Genomic DNA, 25,735 nt, shown 5'->3' on the forward strand with positions numbered 1-25,735 from the left:
AGATGACGATAAAAACAATCGAATCCGCGCGCCGCAAGGGCGCGCGGCAACAACGCGTGCGCGGCCGGAGGTGCGCATGACGGCGCCCGGGTTCACCGATGGGGTGGCGGCGCTCGTGCGCGATACCGAGGTGCACAAGGATCTTTACCTGTCGCCGCGGATCTTCGAACTGGAGATGCGCCACCTGTTCGCGAACACATGGGTGTACGTCGGCCACGTCAGCCAGATTCCGGACACCGGCGACTACGTGACGACGACGATCGGCGCGGAGCCGGTCGTGATGGTGCGCCACGTCGACGGATCGGTGCGCGTGCTGCACAACCGGTGTTCGCACAAGGGCACGCAGCTCGTGACCGACGCGTGCGGCAACACGGGTACGTTCTTTCGCTGTCCGTACCACGCATGGTCCTACCGGACCGACGGCAGCCTCCATGCGATTCCGCTGCGGCGCGGCTACGACCAGACCGGCTTCGAATCGTGCGAGGCGAGCAAGGGCATGCAGGCGGTCGGCGCGACCCACGAGCATCGTGGTTTCGTGTTCTGTCGGCTGAACCCGGAGGGCGTCGGCTTCCACGACTATTTCGGCGCGGCGCTGTCGTCGCTCGACAACCTGGTCGACCGCTCGCCGGAAGGGCGCGTCGAAGTCGCGGGCGGCGTGTTCCGGTACGTGCATGCGTGCAACTGGAAGATGCTGGTCGAGAACCAGACCGACACCTGTCACCCGATGGTCGCGCACGAGTCGTCGGCCGGCACGGCCGTGCGCGTCTGGGAGCGTGACGGCATGGAAGGCGCGAAGCCGATGGCGGTGGAACTGCTGGAGCCGTTCATCCAGCCGCATGCGTTCTTCGAGCGGATGGGGCTGCGCGTGTGGCCCAACGGGCACGGTCACACCGGCACCGCCGATTCGATCCATGCGCGCTATACGCCGATTCCCGGTTATCACGAGAAGATGACGGCGGCGTACGGCGAAGCGCGCGCGGCCCGCATTCTCGGCGAGGTGCGCCACAACACGGTGCTGTTCCCGAACGCGATGGTGAAGGGGCCGATCCAGATCCTGCGCGTGTTCAAGCCGCTCGCGGCCGACCGCACGCTGGTCGAATCGTGGTCGTTCCGTCTTGCGGGCGCACCCGATTCGATGTTCGAGCGCACGCTGGCCTACAACCGGCTGATCAACGCGCCGACGTCGATCGTCGCGCACGACGATCTCGAGATGTACGAACGCGCGCAGCGCGGCCTCGCGACGCAATCGCGCGACTGGGTGCATGTGGGACGGCTGTTCGATCCGCACGAGCACATGCACGCGACGGCCGAGACGAACGGCACCAGCGAGCTGCAGATCCGCAACCAGTTCCGCGCGTGGCTGCGCTATATCGCGCCCGCATCGACGAAGGAGGCCGCCGATGCGCACGTTTGCTCACGATGAACTCGCCGCGTTCGTGTATCGCGAGGCGCGCCTGCTCGACGAGCGGCGCTACGAAGACTGGCTCGCGCTGTACGCGGACGACGCGCGCTACTGGATGCCGTTGTCGCCGGATCAGCCCGATTCGGTGCTGCATGGCGCGCTGATGGACGAGGACCGGTTGCTGCTGCGCATCCGCATCGAGCGCCTGGCCGGCCGCCGCACGTTCTCGCAGCAGCCGGCGAGCCGCGGCCATCATCTGCTCCAGCAGCCGTACGTCGAGCGCGCCGACCCGGCGCGCGGCGTGTACGTGTTGCGCACGCCGTTCCATTACGTCGAAGCGCGGCGCGACGAGCAGACGCTGTTTGCCGGCTGGTACACGCACGAACTCGCGGTCAGCGGCGACGCGTTGCGCATCCGCGTGAAGCGCGTCGACCTCGTCAACGCCGATGCGCCGCTCGGCAGCATCCACCTGCCCGTGTGAGCGCGGGCTCGCGCTGCCGGTTTCCTTCCCTGGTTTGGTCCCGATTCCATGAACGCCCCTGAACGCCTGCCGCACACGCTACCGTACATCGACACGCTGTACGACTATGGCGCTTTCCTGTCCCGTACCGGCGGCCGTGTCGGTACGCTGGCGGCCGAAAGCGCGCGCGATGCGCGGATCGCGATCGTCGGCGCGGGCGTCGGCGGGCTTGTCGCGGCCTGCGAACTGCTGCGCGCCGGTGCGCGGCAGGTCGTCGTGTTCGAGGCGAACCGGGCGCGCGTCGGCGGACGCCTGCTGACGCAGTCGATCAATCCCGAGCATCCGCACCTGCTCGCCGAAATGGGCGCGATGCGCTTTCCGCCGTCGCAGGCGGCGCTGTATCACTACCTGGACCGGTTCGGCGTCGACAGCGCATCGGCGTTTCCCGATCCCGGCATCGTCGACACGGAGATTCACTATCAGGGCCATGCGTACCGCTGGCCGGCCGGCGAAGCGCCGCCGGCGCTGTTCGAGCGTGTCGACCGCGGCTGGCGCGCGTTCATCCGCGACGGCGTGCGGCTCGACGACGGCACGTCGCTACCGGCGCCGGCCGAACTGACGGCGCTGCTGCGCGCGCATCGCTACGACGATGCGCGGTGCGGCTGGCAGCAGTACATCGACCGCTTCGGCGACGAGTCGTTCTATTCGGCGATCGTGAAGATCTTCACCGGCGCGACGCCGCCCGGCGGCGTTCGCTGGCGCAAGAGCGAGGACCTGCGCCTGTTCGGCACGCTCGGCATCGGGTCGGGCGGCTTCCAGCCGGTCTATCGCGCGTCGTTCCTCGAAATCCTGCGGATCGTCGTCAATGAGCTCGAGGTCGACCAGCGACTGATCCCGGCCGGCATCTTCGCGCTCGCGCGGGGGCTGCTGGACGACGGCGCCGACGGCGTGCGCGTGCGCGACTGCATCATTCACGCAGCGGTGCGCGGCGTGACGAAGCAGCCCGACGGTACGCTTGCGCTCGCACTCGACGACGGGTCGACCCGCGTGTTCGATCGCGTGATCGTCGCGACGACGACGCGGGCGATGCAGGTCGGCATGGGGATGACGGGCATCGCGAACCTGTTCGCCCCGGACGTCGTCCGCGCGATCAACGAGACGCACATGGTCAGCTCGTCGAAGCTTTTCGTGCTGGCCCGCGACAAGTTCTGGCTCAAGCACGGGCTGCCGCACAACATCCAGACCGACACGCTCGCGCGCGGCATCTACTGCCTCGACTACGCGCCCGACGATCCCGACGCGCACGGCGTCGTGCTGATCAGCTACACGTGGGAAGACGATTCGCACAAGATCCTGTCGCTGACCGACAAGATCGAGCGGTTCAAGCGCCTCGTGGCCGAGATCGGCGTCGTGTCGCCGGCGTTCGCCGCGCATCTGCGCCCGCTCGACGACGATTACGCGCGCAACGTCACGAGTCACGACTGGCTGTCGGACCGTTACGCGCTGGGCGCGTTCAAGCTGAACTACCCGGGCGAGGACATCCACTCGCAGGCGCTGTTCTACCAGTTCCAGACGGCGGCGGATCCGTCGTTGGACCGCGGGATCTATCTGGCCGGCTGCTGCTGTTCGTTTACGGGCGGCTGGATCGAGGGCGCGGTGCAGACCGCGATCAATGCGGCGAGCGCGGTGATCCACAGCCTCGGCGGCACGCTGGCCGACGGCAATCCGCTCGACGCGATGCGCAGCCGCTATCGATATGGCGATTGAACGGCGCCGTTACCGGTCGAGCTCCGGGTAGTGCCGGAAGATCCCCATGTCGTTGAACGGGATGCGGCGCGCCGACGCGAGATAGCGCGCGACGGGCGGATGCCGCGCGACGCGATCGTGCAGCGCGACGAGCGCCGCGACTTTCCGCTCCGCGCGTTTCATCGCCTTCGGAAACGCATAGCGCAAGCCCTCGATCAGCTGGAACATCGACAGGTCCGCGTAGCTGAGAGCGGTGCCCGCGATGTAGCCGCCGCCGTGCGGATTCTGCTCGAGCACGCGATCGAAGTAGCCGAGGAATTTCGGCAGCCGGTTCTCGATGAAGTCGGCCGCGCGCTCCGCGGCTTCCGCCTTCTGGTCCTCGTAGTAGAGGCAGCTGGCGATCGGGTGATGCGTGTCGTGGATCTCGGTGACGAAGTCGGCGACGGTCAGCTGGAGCTGGTGTACCCACAGCCGGCCGGCTTCGTCGTCGGGCGCGAGCCCGAGCCGCGCGCCGAGAAACAGCAGGATGTTCGCCGTCTGCCCGACGACCACGTCGCCCGCCTTCAGGAACGGCGGCGCGAACGGCACGCACTCGGCCTTCGTGTTGTCCATCATGCGCATCATCGCCGACACGCCCATCCCGCGCCCCGATTCGCGTGCGACATCGACATAGTCGGCTTCGGCCGCCTCGAGCGCGAGCCGCACGTACTCGCCGCGGCCCTGGATCTCGGGCCAGTAATAGAGTTCATATCGCATGCTGTTGTCCTGTTCGTTGAACCGGCTGCCGCCGGCCTCGTGACGACCGGGCGGCCGCGCGCCGCCCGTTGCGAATAGACAGTCTAGGCGATCGAACGAAAAGCGCCGTGCGCGGCATCATGCGTCGCGTGCGCGCTCGCCGCCTTCCGGGCCGTGGAAGAACACCCGGGTCGAGAAGTCGTCGGAGAAGCCGACGAAGCGATGCGTCGCATGGGCGGGGACGAACAGCGTGTCGCCGGCCGCGACGCCGCATTCGCGCCCGTCGACGACGAAGCGCGACGTGCCGGTCGCGATCACGTCGATCTCGTCGCGCGTGTGCGGCGTCTGCCGGTCCTCGACGCGCGGCCGGTACGGCTCGACATCGCGCGTGCCGTGGCGAAACAGCGTCGTGAACAGCGTGCCTTCGTCGTCGAGGCGCGCAAGCGATTCGTTCAGGCCGAGCTTCATCGTGGCGGGCTCCGGGTCCGGATCGTGAGGGAACGTGGCTTGCGCCATGGTAATGCGGGTGCCGATATGTCGAAACGCCGCGCCAGTCGCGAGCGCTCCACCGGCGAAACAGGCGCGCGATTCGCTCGCCGCAGGTGAAACAAGATCGTCCATCGGCGAAACGGCGCGGCGATCGAACGGATTCGGCCGTTACTTTCACCGCAATTTAACCAACGCCGCCTAGGATCGCGCTGCATCGATCGATGGCACGTCGCGCTGCCGGTTCGCGCGCGGTTGCCCGATTGCCTTTTCCCTGGACCCCGCGAATTTCGTCGACCCTGCCTGTCCTCACGCACGGTCGTCATTCGCATCATGGCGTATCGTGTACATGAGTCAGCATTCCCCGGCTTCGTCCCGAAGAAAATTCCTCGCCGCCGCGCCAGCCGTCGCGGCCTCTTCCCTGCTGAGCGCCTGCGGCGGCGACGACGTCACGTCGGCGCCGGTCACCGACAGCGCGCTGGCCGCGCAGATGTCCGCGAAACTGAACGCGCAGCTCGGCGACGCGGCGACCGTCGACGCGATCGTCCCGGCGATGTCCGACGTCGGCTTCACATGGGACCTGCCGACCGTGGCCGCCGCGCAGATCGGTGCGATCGTCGCGTACAGCTTCGGCAACCGTCCGAACGCGTCGAGCGGCAACACGTCGAGCACCGGCGGCAACCAGGCGGCGCTGCCCGATCCGGGGCCCGTGAACGAGGCGCTGGCGGACGCCGTGTACCGCATCCGCCAGCTGAAGCCCGTCAAGGTCTATGCGCAATGGGAAATCGCGCGGTTTCTCGTGTCGAAATACGGGATGGGCGCCGACGTGCTGTCGTCGGTCGAACCGGTAATCGCGAACGACGGCTCGATCGTGTACCTGAGTACCGCGGGCGTCGCGGCGGTCGCCGTGTCGCGGGCGGGCGGGGCGGCGGCGATGGGCACCGTCGCGGTGGTCGGCCATCGCGATCACGCGAAGCGCTGCATCCAGACGTCGCAACAGGCGGGCATGAAGGCGGCGGCCGTCGCCGAGGTGCCGCTGCCGACGGTGTACGACTCGCAGTCGGGCCAGCCGTGGACGCGCAACCGCAGCCTCTACCTCGTGCACGACATGTATGCGCAGATGCTGACGCGCGCGATGACCGCGACGATGCAGGCCTACCCGAAGGGCTGACGCCCGCCGATCCCCCCATCGACGCTCATGACCATGCATACCCGTCGCCATTTCCTGGCTTCCACCTCCGTCCTGGCCGCGTCGTGCGCGGCCGTCACGCCCGTGTTCGCGAGCGCCGCGCCGGCTACCGATGCCGAACTGCAGCGCCAGATGCTCGGCAAGCTGACGAACGAACTGGACGATCGCGCGACCGCCGCCGCCGAAACCGGTTATCTGCTCGACACGTTTTTCTCGTGGACGCCGCCGAGCGTCGCGGCGGCCGCCATCGATACGATCGTCGCATACAGCTTCGGCAGCCGCGCCGGCGCATCGGCCGCCGCACCCGTACCGGGCCCCGTCAACGAGGCGATTGCCGATGCCGTGTTCCAGCTTCGGCAGAAGGTCGCGGCACCGATCTTCGCGCAGCAGGAGGTCGCGAGCGTGCTCGCGTCGACATACAGGCTCACGGCCGGCGTGACGTCGATCGCGACGCCCGCGGTCGCCGCCGGCAGCCCGATATCGACCCCCGACGGCGTCGCCGCCGCGATCGTCAGGCAGGCGGGCGCGGCCGCGGCGCTCGGCAAGGTCGGCGTCGTCACGCATCGGGACCAGGCGTCGCTCGCCGTGCGCGTGTCGACTGCGGCGGGGATGCAGGCGGCGGTGCCGGCAGGCCTCGCGCTGCCGTCGCGCTACGACACGTCCGCGCAGATGGCGGCCATGCGGCGGCGCGATCTCTACCTGCTGGGCAACGCCGGCATGCAGCTCGCGATGCTGCGGCTCGACCTGATCAACCGCGCGTACCCGAACGGCTGATGCGCCAGCCACGGGGCGCGGCGCGCGACCCGGGCGATGCGGCCGCGCGATCGCCGCCCGCCGGACCGTGCGTGCCCCGTTTTGCCGGGTAATGCCGATACAGGTATTGGCACTACCAGCCAAACTACTGTTTTTAATGGGTTTTTTCGCGCCCGGCCTGAGCCGGGGCGCACGCTGCGTGGCATAATCGACTTCATCCGCAAGGCTTGTAGTCACAACGACCCCGCATACCCATGGCACAGACTCTCTACGACAAACTGTGGAACACCCACGTGGTCCACACCGAGGAAGACGGCACGACCCTGCTCTACATCGACCGTCAGCTGCTGCACGAAGTCACGAGCCCGCAGGCGTTCGAAGGGCTGAAGATGACGCATCGCCCGGTGTGGCGCATCAGCGCGAACCTCGCCGTGTCGGACCACAACGTGCCGACGACGGACCGCAGCCACGGCATCGCCGATCCCGTCTCGAAGCTGCAGGTCGACACGCTCGACGCGAACTGCGATGCGTTCGGCATCACGCAGTTCAAGATGAACGACGTGCGCCAGGGCATCGTCCACATCATCGGGCCGGAACAGGGCGCGACGCTGCCGGGCATGACGATCGTGTGCGGCGATTCGCACACGTCGACGCACGGCGCGTTCGGCGCGCTCGCGCACGGCATCGGCACGTCGGAAGTCGAGCACGTGCTCGCGACGCAAACCCTGCTGCAGAAGAAGAGCAAGAACATGCTCGTGAAGGTCGAGGGCGCACTGCCGCGCGGCTGTACCGCGAAGGACATCGTGCTCGCGATCATCGGCAAGATCGGTACGGCGGGCGGCACGGGCTACGCGATCGAATTCGGCGGCTCGACGATCCGCGCGCTGACGATGGAAGGCCGCATGACCGTCTGCAACATGGCGATCGAAGCCGGCGCGCGCGCGGGCATGGTCGCGGTGGACGACACGACGATCGATTACCTGAAGGGCCGGCCGTTCGTGCCGACCGGCGCGGAATGGGATCAGGCCGTCGAATACTGGCGCCAGTTCAAGTCGGACGACGGCGCGCAGTTCGACCGCGTGGTCGAGCTGAACGCGGCCGAGATCGTCCCGCAGGTCACGTGGGGCACGTCGCCGGAAATGGTCACGTCGATCGACGGTCGCGTGCCCGATCCCGAGCGCGAGAAGGATCCGGTCAAGCGCGACGCGATGGAGCGCGCGCTGGCCTACATGGCGCTCGAGCCGAACACGCCGATCGAATCGATCAAGGTCGACAAGATCTTCATCGGCTCGTGCACGAACGCACGGATCGAGGATATCCGCGCGGCCGCGTATGTCGTGAAGAAGCTGAACCGCCGGATCGCATCGAACGTGCGGCTCGCGATGGTCGTGCCGGGTTCGGGCCTCGTGAAGGCGCAGGCCGAGCGCGAAGGGCTCGACAAGGTGTTCACCGATGCGGGCTTCGAATGGCGCGAGCCGGGCTGTTCGATGTGCCTCGCGATGAACGCCGACCGGCTCGATCCGGGCGAGCGCTGCGCGTCGACGTCGAACCGCAACTTCGAGGGCCGGCAGGGCGCGGGCGGTCGCACGCACCTCGTGAGCCCCGCGATGGCGGCAGCCGCGGCGATCGAAGGTCACTTCGTCGACATTCGCCAGCTGGGGTAACGCGTGACGGCAACGAAGGTCATCGCGCGGCTGGTTGCCGCGCTGGCGCTGGCGGGGCTGGGCTTCGGCCTCGCGGGCTGCAATACCGTCCGCGGCTTCGGCGAGGACGTCAACGCCGCGGGCAACGCGCTCAAGCGCGCCGCGGACTGACACCGCCACCGAGAATTTGTCGATGTGTGCCGGCCGCGTGCCGGCCCTTCAACCGGATAGACGGATCATGGAAAAATTCACTGTACATACCGGCGTCGTGGCGCCGCTCGATCGCGAGAACGTCGACACCGACGCGATCATCCCGAAGCAGTTCCTGAAGTCGATCAAGCGCACGGGCTTCGGTCCGAACGCGTTCGACGAATGGCGCTACCTCGATCACGGCGAGCCGGGCCAGGACAACTCGAAGCGTCCGCTGAATCCGGACTTCGTGCTGAACCAGCCGCGCTACCAGGGCGCATCGGTGCTGCTCGCCCGCAAGAACTTCGGCTGCGGCAGCTCGCGCGAGCACGCACCGTGGGCGCTGCAGCAGTACGGCTTCCGCGCGATCATCGCGCCGAGCTTCGCGGACATCTTCTTCAACAACTGCTACAAGAACGGCCTGCTGCCGATCGTGCTGACCGAGCAGCAGGTCGATCACCTGTTCAACGAGACGGCGGCGTTCAACGGCTTTCAACTGACGATCGACCTCGACGCCCAGGTCGTGCGCTCGGGCGACGGCCGCGAGTATCCGTTCGAGATCACCGCGTTCCGCAAGTACTGCCTGCTGAACGGCTTCGACGACATCGGCCTCACGCTGCGCCACGCGGACAAGATCCGCCAGTTCGAAGCGGAGCGGCTCGTGAAGCAGCCGTGGCTCAACACCAAGCTGGTCGGCTGATCGTGCCTTTCGGGCGGGCGCGCCAGCGGCGCGTTCGCCGGCCTGCCTCATACAACCTACCCAGTCAGGAATTTCGCATGAAGATTGCAGTGCTGCCCGGCGACGGCATCGGTCCGGAAATCGTCAAGGAAGCCGTGAAGGTGCTGAACGCACTCGACGAGAAGTTCGAACTCGAACAGGCGCCGGTCGGCGGCGCCGGCTACGAGGCGAGCGGCCATCCGCTGCCCGACGCGACGCTGGCGCTCGCGAAGGAAGCCGACGCGATCCTGTTCGGCGCGGTCGGCGACTGGAAGTACGACTCGCTCGAGCGCGCGCTGCGCCCCGAGCAGGCGATCCTCGGGCTGCGCAAGCATCTCGAGCTGTTCGCGAACTTCCGCCCGGCGATCTGCTATCCGCAGCTCGTCGATGCCTCGCCGCTGAAGCCGGAACTCGTCGCGGGCCTCGACATCCTGATCGTGCGCGAACTGAACGGCGACATCTACTTCGGCCAGCCGCGCGGCGTGCGTGCGGCACCGGACGGCCCGTTCGCCGGCGAACGCGAAGGCTTCGACACGATGCGCTATTCGGAACCGGAAGTGCGCCGCATCGCGCACGTCGCGTTCCAGGCCGCCCGCAAGCGCGCGAAGAAGCTGCTGTCGGTCGACAAGTCGAACGTGCTCGAAACGTCGCAGTTCTGGCGCGACGTCATGATCGACGTGTCGAAGGAATACGCGGACGTCGAGCTGTCGCACATGTACGTCGACAACGCGGCGATGCAGCTCGCGAAGGCGCCGAAGCAGTTCGACGTGATCGTCACGGGCAACATGTTCGGCGACATCCTGTCCGATGAGGCGTCGATGCTGACGGGCTCGATCGGCATGCTGCCGTCGGCGTCGCTCGACAAGAACAACAAGGGCCTGTACGAGCCGTCGCACGGTTCGGCGCCGGACATCGCGGGCAAGGGCATTGCCAACCCGCTCGCGACGATCCTGTCGGCCGCGATGCTGCTGCGCTACTCGCTGAATCGCGCGGAGCAGGCCGATCGCATCGAGCGCGCGGTGAAAACGGTGCTCGAACAGGGCTACCGTACGGGCGACATCGCCACGCCGGGCTGCCGGCAGGTCGGCACGGCGGCGATGGGCGATGCGGTGGTCGCGGCGCTGTAAGGCAACGCGGCAGTAATATAGAAAGGGCGCGAACAGGCCGGGAAAATCGGCCGGTTCGCCCCCGGTTGGCCGTTGTGCGGGCCACCGGCTTTGTGTAGACTCGAACGATGGCGCTGATTTCCCTGATCTCCCCGGTCCTGAAACTCCACGGCAACACTGCCCGTGCGGGTGCGCGCGCCATCGTCATCACGAAAACCATTACCACGAAAACGATCATTAAACGCTGATCGCCGTCGTGCCCGCCTGTTTCCCCGCGCGGTCACGCGGGGACGGAAATGGCGGGGAAGCTCCATTCAAAGCAAAGGGTTAGTCATGAACGTAGGTCTCGTAGGTTGGCGCGGCATGGTCGGCAGCGTCCTGATGCAGCGCATGCAGGAAGAAGGCGATTTCGACCTGATCGAACCGGTGTTTTTCAGCACCAGCAACACGGGCGGCAAGGCGCCGTCGTTCGCGAAAAACGAGACTACGCTCAAGGACGCGACCAACGTCGACGAGCTGAAGAAGTGCGACGTGATCATCACGTGCCAGGGCGGCGACTACACGAACGACGTGTTCCCGAAGCTGCGCGCGGCCGGCTGGAACGGCTACTGGATCGACGCGGCATCGTCGCTGCGGATGAAGGACGACGCGGTCATCATCCTCGACCCGGTCAACCTCGACGTGATCAAGGACGCGCTCGTCAAGGGCACGAAGAACTTCGTCGGCGGCAACTGCACGGTCAGCCTGATGCTGATGGCGCTCGGCGGCCTGTTCCGCGAGAACCTCGTCGACTGGATGACGGCGATGACCTACCAGGCCGCATCGGGCGCGGGCGCGCAGAACATGCGCGAGCTGCTGTCGCAGATGGGCACGCTGAACGGCGCGGTGCAGGAACAGCTGGCCGATCCGGCGTCGGCGATCCTCGACATCGACCGCCGCGTGCTGGCCGCGATGAACAGCGATGCGATGCCGACGAGCCACTTCGGCGTGCCGCTGGCCGGTTCGCTGATTCCGTGGATCGATAAGGATCTCGGCAACGGGATGTCGAAGGAAGAGTGGAAGGGCGGCGCGGAAACCAACAAGATCCTCGGCAAGCCGGCCATGGGCGAGCCGGGCTCGATCCCGGTCGACGGCCTGTGCGTGCGGATCGGCGCGATGCGCTGCCACTCGCAGGCACTGACGATCAAGCTGAAGAAGGATGTGCCGCTCGACGAGATCAACGGCATCCTCGCGTCGGCGAACGACTGGGTGAAGGTCGTGCCGAACGAGCGCGAAGCGTCGATGCGCGACCTGTCGCCGGCGAAGATCACGGGCACGCTGACGGTGCCGGTCGGCCGCCTGCGCAAGCTCGCGATGGGCGGCGAATACCTGTCCGCGTTCACGGTCGGCGACCAGCTGCTGTGGGGCGCGGCCGAGCCGCTGCGCCGCATGCTGCGCATCCTGCTCGACAAGTAAGCCTGTCAGCATGTCCGGCCCGCGGGCCGGACTGCGCGCGATGACGCGCCGCGTCGGCCCCCGGTTCGGGGCTGGCGCGGCGCGTTTTTCATGTGCGAATGGATCGGCGCATGCTCGGCAGCGTCTGGTCGACTGCCTGCCGCGTCTTGATCGTCCGCGGGCTGCCCGGCGCGGCGATGATTTTCATCCATTGATGCGGCTGTGTTCGATCTGCCCGGCGGCCGGCCGCGGCATGCGGACCCGGGCGGCGCGATGGCCCGATCGCCGGGCGGACGCGCCCGGTTGCACCGGCCGGCGACGAATTCGGCCCGAATGCGATCGTGTGAAGTAAACTACGCGGTTACGACGCACAGACCCGCCGAAAGCGTCGCGTTCCGCGCGACGCTTTTGCATTTCTGCGGCAACTTTATTGACGCCTTCAACCGCGAATCCGAGCCGCGCCCGCGCGCGGCGATAGAGCCCACGATGTCCCGAATTTCCTTGTTTCCGCGTCAGTCCCGTCTGTCGCGCGCCGTGCGTGGCGCGCTGGCGATCCTGGCGCTCGGCGCAGCCGCATCGGCCTGGGCCGTCGGCACCGTCGAACTGCCGGCGTCCGCCGCCGGCGGCGCCGTACCGCTTACCGTGACGGTCCAGCCGGGCCAGTCGCTGAACGACATCGCGAAAGCGGCCACGCAATCGCATGATCCCGGCGTGCTCGCGCGTGCCGGCCGCGCGCTGTTCGACGCCAATCCGCAAGCATTCATGAAGCGCGACGCGAGCCGGCTGAAAGTCGGCGCGACGCTGACCGTGCCCGCGCTCGACGCGACCGGCGCGGCGCTCGCGCCGGCCAGTGCCGCCGCTGCCTCGGCCGCGGCAGCGGCGTCCGCGCCTGCCGCCGCATCGGGCGGGGCGGCGGAAGCGCAGCATGGCGCGTCCGCGCCGCATCCCGGGTCGGCCGTGCAATCGGCGCCGGCCACGCCGGCCGTTCATGCGGCGCCGGTGAGCGGCGCGAGCGTCGCGACGGGCGCGGGGGCGTCGGCTTCGGTCGGCGCGTCGGCGGCACACGGCGCGTCGACGGCCGACAGCCTGCCGCCGGCGGCACCTGCCGCGGGCGCGAGCGGCCCGCATGTATGGAGCGGTGTGATCCAGTCCGCGCCGCCGTCCGCGAGCGAGGCCGCGGTCCAGCCGGTGCCGGGCAGCCAGGTTTCGGGTTCGCGCGAGCCGGCCGGTGCGGCGCCCGCGACCGGCGCGTCGCAGCCGCGGCCGTCGAGCCTGCAGCAGTTGCTGGCGCTGAAGAATCGCGTGCTGATGGAATTGCAGAAGCACGGCATCGGCAAGCCGGGCACCGCGAACGACGCTGCGCCGGCACCCGCGCCGGCACCCGCCGCGCCGCGTCCGGCCGCGAACGACGCCGGTGCGTCGGCAGCGGCGCCGGCGGCAAGCGAAGCCGCGTCCGCGGTCGCCGCCAGCGCGGCGCAATCGGCATCGGCATCGGCATCGGCGCCTGCGCGACCGGCCGCTCCTGTCGCGACGCCGGCGCGCCGTACCGAGCAGATGGACTGGCGTCCGGCCGCCGTGGCCGGCGCGGCCGTGATCGTGCTCGCGGCCGGCTTTGCGTGGCGCAAGCGCAGGAAGGGGCGCGAGACGGGCGATGCGGGTGAGGTGGCCGCTGCAGCCGGTACTGCCGCGGCCCCGGAGGCCGAAGCGGCGCCGTCGCTCGACCGCGAGTTGCCGATCCTGCCCGAGATGCCGGTCGCGCGCGACGCCGCGTCGGATCAGTATCTTGCCGCGGCGACTGCCGCCGCGGCCGAAACGGTCGAGCCGGCTGTCGCCGATGCACCGTCGGCGCCGGAGGCCACGAAGCCGCATGACGAGCAGCCCGGATTGCCGCCCGCGCAAGCGGCCGTGGCGCCGGTGAACGAGGTGGCGCCGGCTCAGGCTGCGCACGGCGCAGAACCGGCCGAAACGGCCGCTGCCAAGCCGGCCGACACGCCTGCCGCGCCTTCGGCGGCCGACGCGCAGCACGCGACGCTGATGCAGAACGCGATCAGCGCGCTGAACAGCCTCGACATGCCGTTGCCGCCGCGAACGTCGGAGGACGCACCGCTGACGCCGGACGAGCTGTCCGCGCGGGCAGGGCAGTCGGACATCGATGAAATCGCAACTAACGGTCAAGTCAAATCGCATCCGCCGATTGACGTGAACCATCCGACCCCGGAACATCCGGCCGACCAGGACGACGAGTACGATTGGGATCCGGACGCGGCAACGCCCGCCGGCCACGCGGGCAGCCCGTCTGCGCTGTCGTCGCTGCCGCCGCTCGGCGGTGCGCAGTTCGGCGCGCTGAAGCTCGATTTCGATCTCGACCTCCCGTCCGCGCCGGGCGCCGCGCTGCCCGCGCTGACCGCGGACGAGCTCGCGCGCATCGCGCGCAACAAGCTCGATCTCGCGTCGGAGTACGTCGAACTGGGCGACTTGTCCGGCGCGCGGACGCTGCTGCAGGAAGTGATCGACGCGAACGACACCGCGACGCGCGACGATGCGCGCGCGTTGCTCGCGAAACTGGCGGACGAGGCGTGATGCGGATCGCACTGGGCATCCAGTACGACGGCGCGGCGTTCTGCGGCTGGCAGGCGCAGCCGCACGGCAAGACCGTGCAGGACCGGCTCGAGCACGCGCTGGCCGAGTTCGCGCGGGTGCCGCTGCATACGACGGTCGCTGGCCGGACCGACACCGGCGTGCACGGGCTCGGGCAGGTCGTGCACTTCGACACCGAGCTCGAACGCGAGGTGTTCTCGTGGGTGCGCGGCACCAACGCGTTCCTGCCGCCGACCGTATCGGTGCAATGGGCGAAGCCGATGCCGGACACGTTCCACGCGCGTTTCTCGGCGTTCGAGCGCACCTATTACTACGCGCTGTACGTGCATCCCGTGCGCTCGCCGATGCTGGCCGGGCGTGCGGGCTGGATCCACACGCCGCTCGACGACGACGCGATGCGCGCCGCCGCCGCGCACCTGATCGGCGAGCACGATTTTTCGTCGTTCCGGTCGTCGGAATGCCAGTCGAAGACGCCGGTCAAACACCTGTATCAGGTCGACGTGCGGCGCGCGGGGCATTTCATCCATTTCCGCTTCCGCGCGAACGCGTTCCTGCATCACATGGTGCGCAACCTGATGGGCTGCCTCGTCGCGGTCGGGCGCGGCCGCTATCCGGCCGACTGGCTCGCCGACGTGCTGGCCGGGCGCGATCGCAACCTGGCGGCGCCCACGTTCATGGCCGACGGGCTGTATCTGGCCCACGTCGGCTACCCGGCGGAATTCGCCGTCCCGCCCGCGCAGCTCGGCAGCGTGCCGTGGAGCAGCGTCTGGGCCGATCTGGACCCTCAATCATGACGGATCAAGCCGTGTCTTCCCCGCCTTCCGCCGCCGGCCTGGCGCCGCGCACGCGCATCAAGCTGTGCGGGCTGTCGCGCCCCGAGGACGTGCTGCACGCGGCGGCGCTCGGCGCCGATGCGATCGGCCTCGTGTTCTACCCGAAAAGCCCGCGCGCGGTGACCCTCGCGCAGGCGGCCGAGCTGGCGAGCCTCGCGCCGCCGTTCGTGTCGGTGGTCGGGCTGTTCGTGAACGCGACCGAGGCCGAGATCGAGGCCGTCGTGCGCGACGTGCCGCTGACGATGCTGCAGTTCCACGGCGACGAGACGCCGGAGCAGTGCGACGCGCTCGGCCGCGCGGCACGGCTGCCGTGGTTGCGCGCGGTGCGCGTCGGCCCCTCGACGCAGCCGTCCGATTTGGTAGAATCGGCTCTTCATTATTCGAAAGCGCGCGGCCTCCTGTTCGACACCCTGGTGCCGGATTACGGCGGTAGCGGCAAGGTCTTCGATTGGTCTCTTATTCCCGCAGAGCTCGCGCATCGGGCCGTTTTGAGTGGTGGCTTGAGCGCGCAAAACGTCGGTGATGCGATCCGCCAGCTGCGTCCGTTTGCTGTCGATGTCTCGAGTGGCATCGAAGTGGCGGGCGCAAAGGGCGTGAAGGATCACGCCCGAATGGCGGCGTTCGTACGCGCGGTGCGCGAAGCGGACGCCCGGTGATGCAAGCGGTGTGGCCCCGAAAGCGGGGCGCCCCGACCGATCGAGAGAGACATCATGTACAACCTTCCTGACGATCGCGGCCACTTCGGCCCGTATGGCGGCGTGTTCGTCGCCGAGACGCTGATTCACGCGCTGGACGAACTGCGCGACGCGTATGAAAAATTCCGGAACGATCCCGGCTTCGTCGCCGAATACGAGCGCGAACTGAAGTATTTCGTCGGCCGCCCGTCGCCGATCTACCACGCGCAGCGCTGGAGCGAGATGCTCGGCGGCGCGCAGCTTTACCTGAAGCGCGAAGACCTGAACCACACCGGCGCGCACAAGATCAACAACGTGATCGGCCAGGCGCTGCTCGCGAAGCGCATGGGCAAGAAGCGCGTGATCGCCGAAACCGGCGCGGGCCAGCACGGCGTCGCAACCGCGACGATCTGCGCGCGTTTCGGGATGGAGTGCATCGTCTACATGGGCGCCGAGGACGTGCGCCGCCAGGCCGCGAACGTCTACCGGATGAAGCTGCTCGGCGCGACGGTCGTGCCGGTCGAGTCGGGCTCGCGCACGCTGAAGGACGCGCTGAACGAAGCGATGCGCGACTGGGTCACGAACATCGAGAGCACGTTCTACATCATCGGCACGGTCGCGGGCCCGCATCCGTACCCGATGATGGTGCGCGACTTCCAGCGCGTGATCGGCGACGAGTGCAAGGTGCAGATGCCCGAACTCGCGGGCCGGCAGCCCGACGCGGTGATCGCCTGCGTCGGCGGCGGGTCGAACGCAATGGGGATCTTCTATCCGTACATCGACGATCAATCGGTGCAGCTGATCGGCGTCGAAGCGGCCGGCGACGGCCTCGACACGGGCCATCACGCGGCGTCGCTGATCGCCGGCAGCCCGGGCGTGCTGCACGGCAACCGCACGTACCTGCTGCAGGACGACAACGGCCAGATCATCGAGACGCATTCGGTATCGGCGGGCCTCGACTATCCGGGCGTCGGCCCCGAGCACGCCTGGCTGAAGGACAGCGGCCGCGCGCAGTACGTGCCGATCACCGACGACGAAGCGCTGAAGGCGTTCCACGACTGCTGCCGGATCGAGGGGATCATCCCCGCGCTCGAGTCGAGCCACGCGATCGCGTATGGCGTGAAGCTCGCGCCGACGTTGCCGAAGGACAAGATCCTGCTCGTCAACCTGTCGGGCCGCGGCGACAAGGACATGCACACGGTCGCCGAGCGATCGGGCATCGACCTCTGACCCCGACCGATGCGTGACCTGATCGAAGAGCCGGGCGGCGGCGCCGCGAGCGAGGCGGAGGCGGTTCAGCCCGCCGCCGCCGCGCCGCGCGCGCTGCCGTCCGGTATCGAGCTGCATAACCGCGATTTCCTGACCGATGCCGCGCACCTGCCGGACGCGTCGATCGACCTGATCGTCGCCGATCCGCCGTACGGGCTCGGCAAGGACTACGGCAACGATTCGGACAAGCGTTCGGGCGACGATTTCCTCGCGTGGACGCGCGAGTGGCTCGAGCTCGCGATTCCGAAGCTGAAGCCGAGCGGGTCGATGTACATCTTCTGCACGTGGCAGTACGCGCCGGAAATCTTCAGTTTCCTGAAGACGAAGCTCACGATGGTCAACGAGATCATCTGGGACCGGCGCGTGCCGAGCATGGGCGGCACGACGCGCCGTTTCACGTCGGTGCACGACAACATCGGCTTTTTCGCGGTTTCCAAAGCGTATTACTTCGATCTCGATCCGGTCCGCATCCCGTACGACGCCGATACGAAGAAGGCCCGCTCGCGCAAGCTGTTCGAAGGCAGCAAGTGGCTGGAGATGGGCTACAACCCGAAGGACGTCTGGTCGGTCTCGCGCCTGCATCGGCAGCACGCGGAGCGCGTTGATCATCCGACCCAGAAGCCGCTGGAAATCATCGAGCGGATGGTGCTCGCAAGCTGCCCGCCGGGCGGCCGCGTGCTCGATCCGTTCATGGGCAGCGGCACGACCGCGGTGGCCTGCGCACGGCAGGGGCGCGACTTCGTCGGCTACGAGATCAACGAAAGCTATTGCGCGATCGCGCACGAGCGCGTCAGCGCGCTCGCCGCGCCGGCGTGCGCGTGAATCGCGCCGCCGCATCGCCGAACGCAACGCCATACTTTGTATGGGGCCGGAGCAAGCGCTGACGCGCCCACTCCGGATCGACACAGGAAAATTGCCATGTCCCGTATTCAGCAGACCTTCGCCGCGCTCGCCGAACAAGGCCGTAAGGGCCTGATCCCGTTCATCACGGCCGGCGACCCCGATCCCGCGAAAACCGTCGAATTCATGCACGCGCTCGCCGCCGGCGGCGCGGACGTGATCGAGCTCGGCGTGCCGTTCTCGGACCCGATGGCCGACGGCCCCGTGATCCAGCGCTCGTCGGAGCGCGCGCTCGCGCGCGGCGTCACGTTGAAGAGCGTGCTCGCCGACGTGAAGCGTTTTCGCGAGACCGACCCCAAAACCCCCGTCGTGCTGATGGGCTATGCGAACCCGATCGAACGGATGGGCGTCGACGCGTTCGCGGCCGACGCGCATGCGGCCGGTGTCGACGGCGTGCTGGTGGTCGACTATCCGCCGGAAGAGGCGGGCGTATTCGCCGAAAAGATGCGTGCCGCGCAGATCGATCCGATCTTCCTGCTGGCGCCCACGTCGACCGACGAACGTATCGCCGACGTTGGCAAGATCGCGAGCGGCTACGTGTATTACGTGTCGCTCAAGGGCGTGACCGGCGCGGGAAATCTGGATGTTTCGAGCATTGCGGGTAAAATCCCGGCCATCAAGTCGCGCGTGCCGGTTCCGGTGGGCGTCGGCTTCGGGATCCGCGACGCCGAAACGGCGCGTGCGGTGGCCGAAGTGTCGGACGCCGTCGTGATCGGCAGCCGCCTCGTGCAGCTGCTCGAGAGCGCTGCGCCGGACGCCGCCGCCGCCGCGCTGAAGACCTTCATCGCCGAGCTGCGTGCCGCCCTGGACGGCGCGGGCAAGGCGGCGCGATAAACACAACACAGGAAGCGGGCGGGCCAGTCGGCCCGGCCCGCCACGGAACAGGAAACCATACGATGAGCTGGCTCGACAAACTGTTGCCGCCGAAGATCAAGCAGACCGATCCGAAAAGCCGCAAGGGCATTCCGGAAGGCCTGTGGGTCAAGTGCCCGTCCTGCGAGGCCGTGCTGTACCGCAACGACGTGGATGCGAACCTGCACGTGTGCCCGAAGTGCGATCACCACATGCGCATCGGCGCGCGTGAACGCCTCGACGGGCTGCTCGATCCGGAAGGCCGTTATGAAATCGGTCAGGAAATCGTGCCGGTCGACACGCTGAAGTTCAAGGACAGCCGCAAGTACCCCGATCGTCTGAAGGAAGCGATGGACGAGACGGGCGAGACCGACGCGATGGTCGTGATGGGCGGGGCGATCCACACGCTGCCGGTCGTCGCGGCCTGCTTCGAGTTCTCGTTCATGGGCGGCTCGATGGGTTCGGTCGTCGGCGAGCGCTTCGCGCGCGGCGCGCAGAACGCGCTGGAGCAGCACGTGCCGTTCATCTGCTTCACGGCGTCAGGCGGCGCACGGATGCAGGAAAGCCTGCTGTCGCTGATGCAGATGGCGAAAACCACCGCGATGCTGACCAAGCTGGCCGAAGCGAAGCTGCCGTTCATCTCGGTGCTGACCGACCCGACGATGGGCGGCGTGTCTGCAAGCTTCGCGTTCCTCGGCGACGTCGTGATCGCCGAGCCGAAGGCGCTGATCGGCTTCGCCGGCCCGCGCGTGATCGAGCAGACGGTTCGCGAGAAGCTGCCGGAAGGCTTCCAGCGCGCCGAATTCCTGCTGAAGACGGGCGCGATCGACATGATCGTCGACCGTCGCAAGATGCGCGACGAAATCGCGCAGTTGCTCGCGCTGCTGCAGCGACAGCCGGCCGACGCGCTGGCTTGACCGGCGCAAGGTTGTGAACTCTGCGCGTCGCCTGGCTTCAGCGTCAGGCGGCGCGCTTCGTTTTTTGGCGTAGTGGCGGTACCGATCCAGATTTGATCCGATGAGCACTTTTCCCACTCTCGACGCGTGGCTTTCGCACCTCGAACGCGCGCACCCGGTCGGCATCGACATGGGCCTGACCCGTATCGGGCAGGTCAAGGCGGCGCTGCAGCTCGAATTCGCTTGCCCCGTCATCACCGTCGGCGGCACGAACGGCAAGGGCTCGACCTGCGCGTTCCTCGAGACGATCCTCGTGCGCGCGGGCTACAAGGTCGGCTGCCATACGTCGCCGCACCTGCTCGAATTCAACGAGCGCGCCCGCGTGAACGGGCAGAACGTCACCGACGACGAACTGCTGCCGCATTTCGAGGCCGTCGAGGCCGCGCGCACGTCGCTGTCCGCGCCCGTGTCGCTCACGTATTTCGAATTCACGACGCTCGCGATCCTGCACCTGTTCGCGTCGCGCGGGCTCGATGCGGTGATCCTCGAGGTCGGCCTCGGCGGCCGGCTCGATGCGGTCAACATCATCGATACCGATTGCGCGATCGTCACGAGCATCGACATCGACCACACCGAATACCTCGGCGACACGCGCGAGAAGATCGCGTTCGAGAAGGCCGGGATCTTCCGCGCGGGCAAGCCGGCGATCTGCGGCGATCCGGCCGCGCCGCAAACGCTGATCGACCACGCCGAGGCGATCGGCGCCGATCTGTGGCTGGTCGGCCGCGATTTCCGCTACGAGGCGCAGGCGGGCGCGGAGCGCCAGCAATGGAGCTACCTCGGCCGCGAGAAGCGCTATCCGGCGCTCGCGTATCCGGCGCTGCGCGGCGCGAATCAGCTGATCAATGCGTCGGCCGCGCTCGCCGCGCTGGAGGCGCTGCGCCCGGTGCTGCCGGTGTCCGCGCAGGACATCCGGCTCGGGCTCGCGAACGTCGAGCTGCCGGGGCGCTTCCAGGTGCTGCCCGGCAAGCCGGCGATCGTGCTCGACGTCGCGCACAACCCGCACGCCGCGGCCGTGCTCGAGCAGAACCTCGGCAACATGGGCTTCTTCCCGTACACGTATGCGGTGTTCGGCGCGATGCACGACAAGGACATCGACGGCGTGCTGCAGCACCTGAAGGGCGAGATCGACCACTGGTGCGTGACCGACCTGCCGCTGCCGCGCGCGGCAGCGGCGGAGCAGCTCGAAGCCGCGCTGCGCAAGGCCGGCGTGGAGGAGGGGCCCGATTCGAGCGTGACGCGTTACGCGTCGCCGGCAGAAGCGTTTCGCGATGCACTAAAAAGAGCATCCGAGAATGATAGAATCGTGGTTTTCGGCAGTTTCCATACGGTTGCCGGCGTGCTGGCCTACCGTAAATCGCAGCAACACTGACTGACGGGCAGTTTCGGACTCAGCCATTCATGGGAATTTTCTCGTTCGGCAAAAAAGACGACGACGCGCCCCCGCGGCGCGGCGGTCGCACCGGGACCTCCCGGAACGTGCGCACGGAGCGCACCACCGAGCGCGTCGAGCGCCGCTCGCGCCGCACCGAGCGTCCGGAATCGGACGCACTGCTCCTCGATCCGACCCTTCCAGAAAAGCAACGCGCGCGCCGTCGCCTCGTCGGCGCGATCGCGCTCGTCGTGGCGGCCGTGATCGTGCTGCCGATGGTGCTCGATTCACACCCGAAGCCCGTCACGGACGACATCGCGATCGACATCCCGAACCGGCCCGCGCACCAGGCGGTCGCGCCGCGTGACGACGATGCGGCCGACGTGCAGGCAGGCGTCGCGCATGACGAACCGCCGGCATCCGACACGGCCGTTGCGGCCGCGCCGGCACCCGTACCGGCGCCCGCGCCCAAGCCGGCCGCGAAACCCGATACGACGACCACGGCGAGCGTGACGCCGCCGAAGCCGGCGCCGAAGCCGGCCGCCCCCGCGGCGAAACCGGCCGCGCCGAAGCCCGCGCCCGTCGCGAATGCCGACGCCGCGAGCCCGGACAGCGGCGACGCGTCGTCGCCGGCATCGCCGGCCGGTGCGCGCTTCGCGGTGCAGCTCGGTTCGTTCAAGGACGACGCGACGGCCCGTTCGTGGGCAACCAAATTGAAATCGGCGGGAGTGCCCGCATATGTCGAGCATCGCAAGCAGGCGGACGGCAGCACGGCTACACTGTTGCGTGCGGGCCCGTTCGCGGATCGCTCGGCGGCCTCCGCCGCGATCGCGAAGGTGCGCGAAGCCGGGTTGACGCAGTAACACGATGCTGACGGCTTTCGACTACGCTGTATTGGCGGTGATTGTGTTGTCGGCGCTGCGCGGGGCGTGGCGCGGCTTCGTATCGGAGATATTCGGGCTGATCGGCTGGATTGCGGCGGTCGTGATCGCGGGCCGCTACGTCGAGCTGGTCGTGCCGTACATTCCGGCGAATTGGCCGGGCGGCGCGCTGACGCAGTGGGTGATCGCCTTCGCGCTGCTCGTGATCGGCGTCGTGCTGGTCGCCGGTGTCGCCAACGCGCTGCTGTCGCGGATCGCGCAGGCCAGTGGCCTGGGCGGCGTCGACCGCTCGCTGGGCATGATGTTCGGGCTCGTCCGCGGCTGTGTGCTGGTGGTGCTGCTGGTCGCGGCGGCCGGGCTGACCGAACTGCCCAAACAGGATTTCTGGCGCAATGCGCTATTGCGTCCTTTCGCCGAACAGGGCGTGCACGAGCTGAAGCAGCTCCTGCCCGACGGCATGGCCCAGTACGTACGCGTGTGACGACGCGGCTGGGCAGGACGGAACCGTTTTTGTCATTCTGAAGGACATGCCATGTGCGGCATCGTAGGCGTTATCTCCCAATCCCCGGTCAATCAGCTGATCTATGACAGCCTGCTGCTGCTGCAGCATCGCGGTCAGGACGCGGCGGGCATCGCGACGGCGGACGGCAGCAATTTCCACATGTACAAGGCGAACGGCATGGTGCGCGACGTGTTCCGCACGCGCAACATGCGCAGCCTGCCCGGCACCTACGGCATCGGCCAGGTGCGCTACCCGACGGCCGGTTCGGCGTCGAGCGAGGCCGAGGCGCAGCCGTTCTACGTGAACGCGCCGTTCGGGATCATCCTCGCGCACAACGGCAACCTGACGAACTGGCAGCAGCTGAAGGACGAGATGTTCCGGATCGACCGCCGGCACATCAACACCAATTCCGACAGCGAAGTGCTGCTCAACGTGTTCGCGCACGAGCTGCAACTGTCGACCACCGGCCTCGAGCTCGATCCGGCGTCGGTGTTCAAGGCGGTCTCGGGCGTGCATCGCCGCCTGGAGGGGTCGTACGCGATCGTGTCGCTGATCGCCGGCTACGGCCTGCTCGCGTTCCGCGATCCGTTCGGCATTCGTCCGCTCTGCATCGGCAAGCTCGAGACCGAGCACGGCACCGAATGGATGGTCGCGTCGGAATCGGTGGCGGTAGAAGGCATCGGTTTCGAATTCGTGCGCGACCTGGAGCCGGGCGAAGCGATCTTCATCGACAAGGCCGGTAATTTCCACAGCCAGCAGTGCGCGGAGAACCCGACGCTGAATCCGTGCATGTTCGAATACGTGTACCTCGCGCGTCCGGATTCGTGCCTCGACGGCGTGCCCGTCTACAACGTGCGCCTGCGCATGGGCGACTATCTCGCCGAGAAGATCAAGCGCGAGCTGCCGAACGTGCCGATCGACGTCGTGATGCCGATTCCCGATTCGTCGCGCCCGGCCGCGATGCAGGTCGCCGCGAAGCTCGGCGTCGAGTATCGCGAAGGCTTCTTCAAGAACCGCTACGTCGGCCGCACGTTCATCATGCCGGGGCAGGCCGTGCGCAAGAAGTCGGTGCGCCAGAAGCTCAACGCGATGAGCATCGAGTTCAAGGACAAGAACGTGCTGATCGTCGACGATTCGATCGTGCGCGGCACGACCTCGCATGAAATCGTGCAGATGGCGCGCGATGCGGGCGCGAAGTCGGTGATCTTCGCGTCGGCCGCGCCGCCCGTGAAGTTCCCGAACGTGTACGGCATCGACATGCCGACGCGCGGCGAGCTCGTCGCGCATGGCCGCACCGACGAGGAAGTCGCGAAGATGATTGGCGCCGACCACCTGATCTACCAGGACGTCGACGACCTGCGCCGCGCGGTGCGCGACATCAACCCGAAGCTCGAGCGCTTCGAGGCATCGTGCTTCGACGGCAACTACATCACCGGCGACGTGACGCCCGAGTATCTGGATGCGATCGAGCGCGCGCGTCTCGCGCCGGCGTCGCAGGCCGATCGCGATACGGCCGGCGACACCGAACGTTCGCAGATGAACCTGCAGCTGTCGGTCGAGTGACACCGGCGCACGCTTGTATCGAGGCGTGATAGGATGTGGCCTTGCGTCGATTTGATATCAGCTTGCGGACGCGGGGCACCTTCCCAAAACAGCTAAAGCGAAGGCCGGCGGCAGCCGGCCCGAGTCGATCGCTGTCGTACCGCACCGAAGCCCGCTGATGCCGACGCATAGCGGGCTTTTTGTTTTTTTGGCCTGGTTTTGATCTGGCCTGCGCGACGCGCGCGGCCATCGGATACGGAAAACGGAACATGGACGACTCCCTCAACTTCGACACGCTTGCCGTGCGCGCAGGCACGCTGCGCAGCGACTTCAACGAGCACTCGGAAGCGCTGTTCCTCACGTCGAGCTTCTGCTTCTCGAGCGCGGCCGATGCGGCCGAGCGCTTCGCGAACTCGGAAGACTACTTCACCTATTCGCGCTTCACGAACCCGACCGTCACCATGTTCCAGGAGCGTCTCGCGGCGCTCGAGGGCGGCGAGGCGTGCATCGCGACGGCGTCGGGGATGGCCGCGATCATGTCGGTCGTGATGTCCGCGCTGCAGGCGGGCGACCACCTGGTCAGCTCGCGCAGCCTGTTCGGCTCGACGCTCGGGATGTTCTCGCAGATCTTCAGCAAGTTCGGGATCACGACGACCTTCGTCGACCCGACCGACCTGAACGCATGGCAGGAAGCCGTGCGGCCGGAAACGAAGATGTTCTTCCTCGAGACGCCGTCGAACCCGCTGACCGAACTCGCCGACATCGAGGCGATCGGCAAGATCGCGAAGGCCGCGAACGCGCTGTTCGTCGTCGACAACTGTTTCTGCAGCCCGGTGCTGCAGCAGCCGCTGAAGCTCGGCGCGGATGTCGTGATGCACTCGGCGACGAAATTCCTCGACGGGCAGGGCCGCGTGCTCGGCGGCGCGCTGGTCGGCTCGAAGGAATTCATCATGGGCAAGGTGTTCCCGTTCGTGCGCAGCGCGGGCCCGACGTTGTCGGCCTTCAACGCATGGGTGCTGCTGAAGGGAATGGAGACGCTGTCGCTGCGCGTCGAGAAGCAATCTTCGAACGCGCTGGAAATCGCGCGCTGGCTCGATTCGCATCCGGCCGTGGCGCGCGTGTTCTATCCGGGCCTCGAATCGCATCCGCAGCATGCGCTCGCGAAGCGCCAGCAGAAGGCGGGCGGCGCGATCGTGTCGTTCGAGCTGAAGGGCGACACGCCCGAGCAGCAGCGCGCGAACGCCTGGCGCGTGATCGACAGTACGAAGCTGGTGTCGATCACCGGCAACCTCGGCGACACGCGCACGACGATCACGCATCCGGCCACCACGACGCACGGCCGCATCACGCCGGAAGCGCGCGCGGCGGCCGGGATCACCGAAGGGCTGATCCGCCTGGCGGTCGGCCTCGAGCACGCAGCCGACGTTCGCGCCGATCTGGCGCGCGGCCTCGAGGGCTGAGTCGAGCGGCCGGTTTCCGGGCCGGCATGAATGAC

The 25,735-nt window shown here is 67.8% G+C and carries 25 protein-coding genes; 23 read left to right on the plus strand and 2 right to left on the minus strand.

What is annotated here, in order from left to right; translation table 11 throughout:
• Positions 1-76: 76 nt before the first annotated feature.
• Genes AC1VVG_RS24440 through AC1VVG_RS24450 form a run of 3 tightly spaced genes read left to right on the plus strand, consistent with a single transcriptional unit; the run spans position 77 to position 3,629 of the window.
• On the plus strand, positions 77-1,423 hold the full coding sequence (locus tag AC1VVG_RS24440; RefSeq protein WP_034185803.1) for an aromatic ring-hydroxylating dioxygenase subunit alpha: 1,347 nt from the start codon (positions 77-79) through the stop codon (positions 1,421-1,423).
• The gene (locus AC1VVG_RS24445) at positions 1,401-1,883 is read left to right on the plus strand and encodes an aromatic-ring-hydroxylating dioxygenase subunit beta (protein WP_034185804.1); all 483 of its coding nucleotides are present in this window, start codon (positions 1,401-1,403) and stop codon (positions 1,881-1,883) included. Before AC1VVG_RS24440 ends, AC1VVG_RS24445 begins: the two co-directional genes overlap by 23 nt.
• Positions 1,884-1,931: 48 nt before the next feature.
• Positions 1,932-3,629 carry a flavin monoamine oxidase family protein gene (locus AC1VVG_RS24450; protein ID WP_482836486.1) on the plus strand — a complete coding sequence of 566 codons (1,698 nt, stop codon included), beginning with the start codon at positions 1,932-1,934 and terminating at the stop codon, positions 3,627-3,629.
• A 9-nt stretch (positions 3,630-3,638) separates the two neighbouring features.
• On the opposite strand, the gene AC1VVG_RS24455 is transcribed toward AC1VVG_RS24450, so the two are convergent.
• Together AC1VVG_RS24455 and AC1VVG_RS24460 are read right to left on the minus strand one after the other, a co-directional pair.
• Positions 3,639-4,364, minus strand: a complete 726-nt coding sequence (locus AC1VVG_RS24455; protein ID WP_482836487.1) for a glutathione S-transferase — start codon at positions 4,362-4,364, stop codon at positions 3,639-3,641.
• A 117-nt stretch (positions 4,365-4,481) separates the two neighbouring features.
• Entirely contained in the window at positions 4,482-4,811 is a 330-nt protein-coding gene (locus AC1VVG_RS24460) for a cupin domain-containing protein (RefSeq protein WP_069705109.1), read from the minus strand.
• 367 nt (positions 4,812-5,178) lie between these two features.
• Here AC1VVG_RS24460 and AC1VVG_RS24465 point away from each other — a divergent pair, with 367 nt between their 5' ends.
• The 20 genes from AC1VVG_RS24465 to AC1VVG_RS24560 all read left to right on the plus strand — a co-directional run bounded on the left by AC1VVG_RS24465 (position 5,179) and on the right by AC1VVG_RS24560 (position 25,700).
• Complete coding sequence (locus AC1VVG_RS24465; RefSeq protein ID WP_069705035.1) at positions 5,179-6,000, plus strand: hypothetical protein; 822 nt, start codon at positions 5,179-5,181, stop codon at positions 5,998-6,000.
• Positions 6,001-6,033: 33 nt separating this feature from the next.
• Entirely contained in the window at positions 6,034-6,792 is a 759-nt protein-coding gene (locus tag AC1VVG_RS24470; RefSeq protein WP_069705110.1) for a Tat pathway signal protein, read from the plus strand.
• A 233-nt stretch (positions 6,793-7,025) separates the two neighbouring features.
• Positions 7,026-8,435, plus strand: coding sequence for a 3-isopropylmalate dehydratase large subunit (gene leuC / locus AC1VVG_RS24475; RefSeq protein ID WP_034185808.1), 1,410 nt, complete (start codon positions 7,026-7,028; stop codon positions 8,433-8,435).
• Between the two features lie 3 nt (positions 8,436-8,438).
• Positions 8,439-8,585 carry an entericidin A/B family lipoprotein gene (locus AC1VVG_RS24480; RefSeq protein WP_034185809.1) on the plus strand — a complete coding sequence of 49 codons (147 nt, stop codon included), beginning with the start codon at positions 8,439-8,441 and terminating at the stop codon, positions 8,583-8,585.
• A 67-nt stretch (positions 8,586-8,652) separates the two neighbouring features.
• Positions 8,653-9,303 carry a 3-isopropylmalate dehydratase small subunit gene (gene leuD, locus AC1VVG_RS24485; protein ID WP_034185810.1) on the plus strand — a complete coding sequence of 217 codons (651 nt, stop codon included), beginning with the start codon at positions 8,653-8,655 and terminating at the stop codon, positions 9,301-9,303.
• A gap of 77 nt (positions 9,304-9,380) precedes the next feature.
• Complete coding sequence (leuB, locus tag AC1VVG_RS24490; protein WP_034185811.1) at positions 9,381-10,448, plus strand: 3-isopropylmalate dehydrogenase; 1,068 nt, start codon at positions 9,381-9,383, stop codon at positions 10,446-10,448.
• Positions 10,449-10,555: 107 nt separating this feature from the next.
• The gene (locus AC1VVG_RS24495; RefSeq protein WP_006756675.1) at positions 10,556-10,675 is read left to right on the plus strand and encodes a hypothetical protein; all 120 of its coding nucleotides are present in this window, start codon (positions 10,556-10,558) and stop codon (positions 10,673-10,675) included.
• Positions 10,676-10,760: 85 nt separating this feature from the next.
• Complete coding sequence (asd, locus tag AC1VVG_RS24500) at positions 10,761-11,882, plus strand: aspartate-semialdehyde dehydrogenase (protein ID WP_034185812.1); 1,122 nt, start codon at positions 10,761-10,763, stop codon at positions 11,880-11,882.
• Positions 11,883-12,347: 465 nt separating this feature from the next.
• A complete protein-coding gene (locus tag AC1VVG_RS24505; RefSeq protein ID WP_482836491.1) occupies positions 12,348-14,441 on the plus strand; it encodes a motility hub landmark protein FimV in 2,094 nt (697 codons plus the stop codon).
• Positions 14,441-15,253 (plus strand): tRNA pseudouridine(38-40) synthase TruA, encoded by an 813-nt coding sequence (gene truA, locus AC1VVG_RS24510; RefSeq protein WP_482836493.1) that lies wholly within the window; start codon positions 14,441-14,443, stop codon positions 15,251-15,253. Before AC1VVG_RS24505 ends, truA begins: the two co-directional genes overlap by 1 nt.
• The gene (locus AC1VVG_RS24515; protein WP_034185814.1) at positions 15,250-15,948 is read left to right on the plus strand and encodes a phosphoribosylanthranilate isomerase; all 699 of its coding nucleotides are present in this window, start codon (positions 15,250-15,252) and stop codon (positions 15,946-15,948) included. Before truA ends, AC1VVG_RS24515 begins: the two co-directional genes overlap by 4 nt.
• Positions 15,949-16,002: 54 nt before the next feature.
• On the plus strand, positions 16,003-17,196 hold the full coding sequence (gene trpB / locus AC1VVG_RS24520) for a tryptophan synthase subunit beta (RefSeq protein WP_049035173.1): 1,194 nt from the start codon (positions 16,003-16,005) through the stop codon (positions 17,194-17,196).
• Between the two features lie 9 nt (positions 17,197-17,205).
• Positions 17,206-18,057, plus strand: coding sequence for a DNA-methyltransferase (locus tag AC1VVG_RS24525; protein ID WP_059558342.1), 852 nt, complete (start codon positions 17,206-17,208; stop codon positions 18,055-18,057).
• Between the two features lie 96 nt (positions 18,058-18,153).
• Positions 18,154-18,969, plus strand: a complete 816-nt coding sequence (gene trpA, locus AC1VVG_RS24530; RefSeq protein ID WP_034185817.1) for a tryptophan synthase subunit alpha — start codon at positions 18,154-18,156, stop codon at positions 18,967-18,969.
• A 62-nt stretch (positions 18,970-19,031) separates the two neighbouring features.
• A complete protein-coding gene (gene accD / locus AC1VVG_RS24535) occupies positions 19,032-19,904 on the plus strand; it encodes an acetyl-CoA carboxylase, carboxyltransferase subunit beta (RefSeq protein ID WP_006484412.1) in 873 nt (290 codons plus the stop codon).
• 100 nt (positions 19,905-20,004) lie between these two features.
• Positions 20,005-21,315, plus strand: coding sequence for a bifunctional tetrahydrofolate synthase/dihydrofolate synthase (gene folC / locus AC1VVG_RS24540; protein ID WP_482836496.1), 1,311 nt, complete (start codon positions 20,005-20,007; stop codon positions 21,313-21,315).
• Positions 21,316-21,344: 29 nt separating this feature from the next.
• The gene (locus AC1VVG_RS24545) at positions 21,345-22,178 is read left to right on the plus strand and encodes an SPOR domain-containing protein (RefSeq protein ID WP_034185819.1); all 834 of its coding nucleotides are present in this window, start codon (positions 21,345-21,347) and stop codon (positions 22,176-22,178) included.
• Between the two features lie 4 nt (positions 22,179-22,182).
• Complete coding sequence (locus tag AC1VVG_RS24550) at positions 22,183-22,677, plus strand: CvpA family protein (protein WP_482836498.1); 495 nt, start codon at positions 22,183-22,185, stop codon at positions 22,675-22,677.
• A 51-nt stretch (positions 22,678-22,728) separates the two neighbouring features.
• Positions 22,729-24,261: an amidophosphoribosyltransferase gene (purF, locus tag AC1VVG_RS24555; RefSeq protein ID WP_034185821.1), complete on the plus strand. Its 1,533-nt coding sequence runs from the start codon at positions 22,729-22,731 to the stop codon at positions 24,259-24,261.
• Positions 24,262-24,509: 248 nt separating this feature from the next.
• The gene (locus AC1VVG_RS24560) at positions 24,510-25,700 is read left to right on the plus strand and encodes an O-succinylhomoserine sulfhydrylase (protein WP_059558338.1); all 1,191 of its coding nucleotides are present in this window, start codon (positions 24,510-24,512) and stop codon (positions 25,698-25,700) included.
• Positions 25,701-25,735: the final 35 nt, after the last annotated feature.

Source organism: Burkholderia sp. L-4 (assembly GCF_056856535.1).

Bases quoted from the DNA above. Each gene is read 5' to 3' on its own strand.
- trpA (WP_034185817.1), top strand. From the start codon at position 18,154: ATGTCCCGTATTCAGCAGACCTTCGCCGCGCTCGCCGAACAAGGCCGT.
- asd (WP_034185812.1), top strand. From the start codon at position 10,761: ATGAACGTAGGTCTCGTAGGTTGGCGCGGCATGGTCGGCAGCGTCCTG.
- AC1VVG_RS24460 (WP_069705109.1), bottom strand. From the start codon at position 4,811: ATGAAGCTCGGCCTGAACGAATCGCTTGCGCGCCTCGACGACGAAGGC.
- AC1VVG_RS24550 (WP_482836498.1), top strand. From the start codon at position 22,183: ATGCTGACGGCTTTCGACTACGCTGTATTGGCGGTGATTGTGTTGTCG.
- AC1VVG_RS24545 (WP_034185819.1), top strand. From the start codon at position 21,345: ATGGGAATTTTCTCGTTCGGCAAAAAAGACGACGACGCGCCCCCGCGG.
- AC1VVG_RS24560 (WP_059558338.1), top strand. From the start codon at position 24,510: ATGGACGACTCCCTCAACTTCGACACGCTTGCCGTGCGCGCAGGCACG.
- purF (WP_034185821.1), top strand. From the start codon at position 22,729: ATGTGCGGCATCGTAGGCGTTATCTCCCAATCCCCGGTCAATCAGCTG.
- leuB (WP_034185811.1), top strand. From the start codon at position 9,381: ATGAAGATTGCAGTGCTGCCCGGCGACGGCATCGGTCCGGAAATCGTC.
- accD (WP_006484412.1), top strand. From the start codon at position 19,032: ATGAGCTGGCTCGACAAACTGTTGCCGCCGAAGATCAAGCAGACCGAT.
- AC1VVG_RS24455 (WP_482836487.1), bottom strand. From the start codon at position 4,364: ATGCGATATGAACTCTATTACTGGCCCGAGATCCAGGGCCGCGGCGAG.
- folC (WP_482836496.1), top strand. From the start codon at position 20,005: ATGAGCACTTTTCCCACTCTCGACGCGTGGCTTTCGCACCTCGAACGC.
- AC1VVG_RS24505 (WP_482836491.1), top strand. From the start codon at position 12,348: ATGTCCCGAATTTCCTTGTTTCCGCGTCAGTCCCGTCTGTCGCGCGCC.
- AC1VVG_RS24445 (WP_034185804.1), top strand. From the start codon at position 1,401: ATGCGCACGTTTGCTCACGATGAACTCGCCGCGTTCGTGTATCGCGAG.
- trpB (WP_049035173.1), top strand. From the start codon at position 16,003: ATGTACAACCTTCCTGACGATCGCGGCCACTTCGGCCCGTATGGCGGC.
- AC1VVG_RS24465 (WP_069705035.1), top strand. From the start codon at position 5,179: ATGAGTCAGCATTCCCCGGCTTCGTCCCGAAGAAAATTCCTCGCCGCC.
- AC1VVG_RS24525 (WP_059558342.1), top strand. From the start codon at position 17,206: ATGCGTGACCTGATCGAAGAGCCGGGCGGCGGCGCCGCGAGCGAGGCG.
- AC1VVG_RS24470 (WP_069705110.1), top strand. From the start codon at position 6,034: ATGCATACCCGTCGCCATTTCCTGGCTTCCACCTCCGTCCTGGCCGCG.
- AC1VVG_RS24495 (WP_006756675.1), top strand. From the start codon at position 10,556: ATGGCGCTGATTTCCCTGATCTCCCCGGTCCTGAAACTCCACGGCAAC.
- truA (WP_482836493.1), top strand. From the start codon at position 14,441: ATGCGGATCGCACTGGGCATCCAGTACGACGGCGCGGCGTTCTGCGGC.
- AC1VVG_RS24515 (WP_034185814.1), top strand. From the start codon at position 15,250: ATGACGGATCAAGCCGTGTCTTCCCCGCCTTCCGCCGCCGGCCTGGCG.
- leuD (WP_034185810.1), top strand. From the start codon at position 8,653: ATGGAAAAATTCACTGTACATACCGGCGTCGTGGCGCCGCTCGATCGC.
- leuC (WP_034185808.1), top strand. From the start codon at position 7,026: ATGGCACAGACTCTCTACGACAAACTGTGGAACACCCACGTGGTCCAC.
- AC1VVG_RS24450 (WP_482836486.1), top strand. From the start codon at position 1,932: ATGAACGCCCCTGAACGCCTGCCGCACACGCTACCGTACATCGACACG.
- AC1VVG_RS24440 (WP_034185803.1), top strand. From the start codon at position 77: ATGACGGCGCCCGGGTTCACCGATGGGGTGGCGGCGCTCGTGCGCGAT.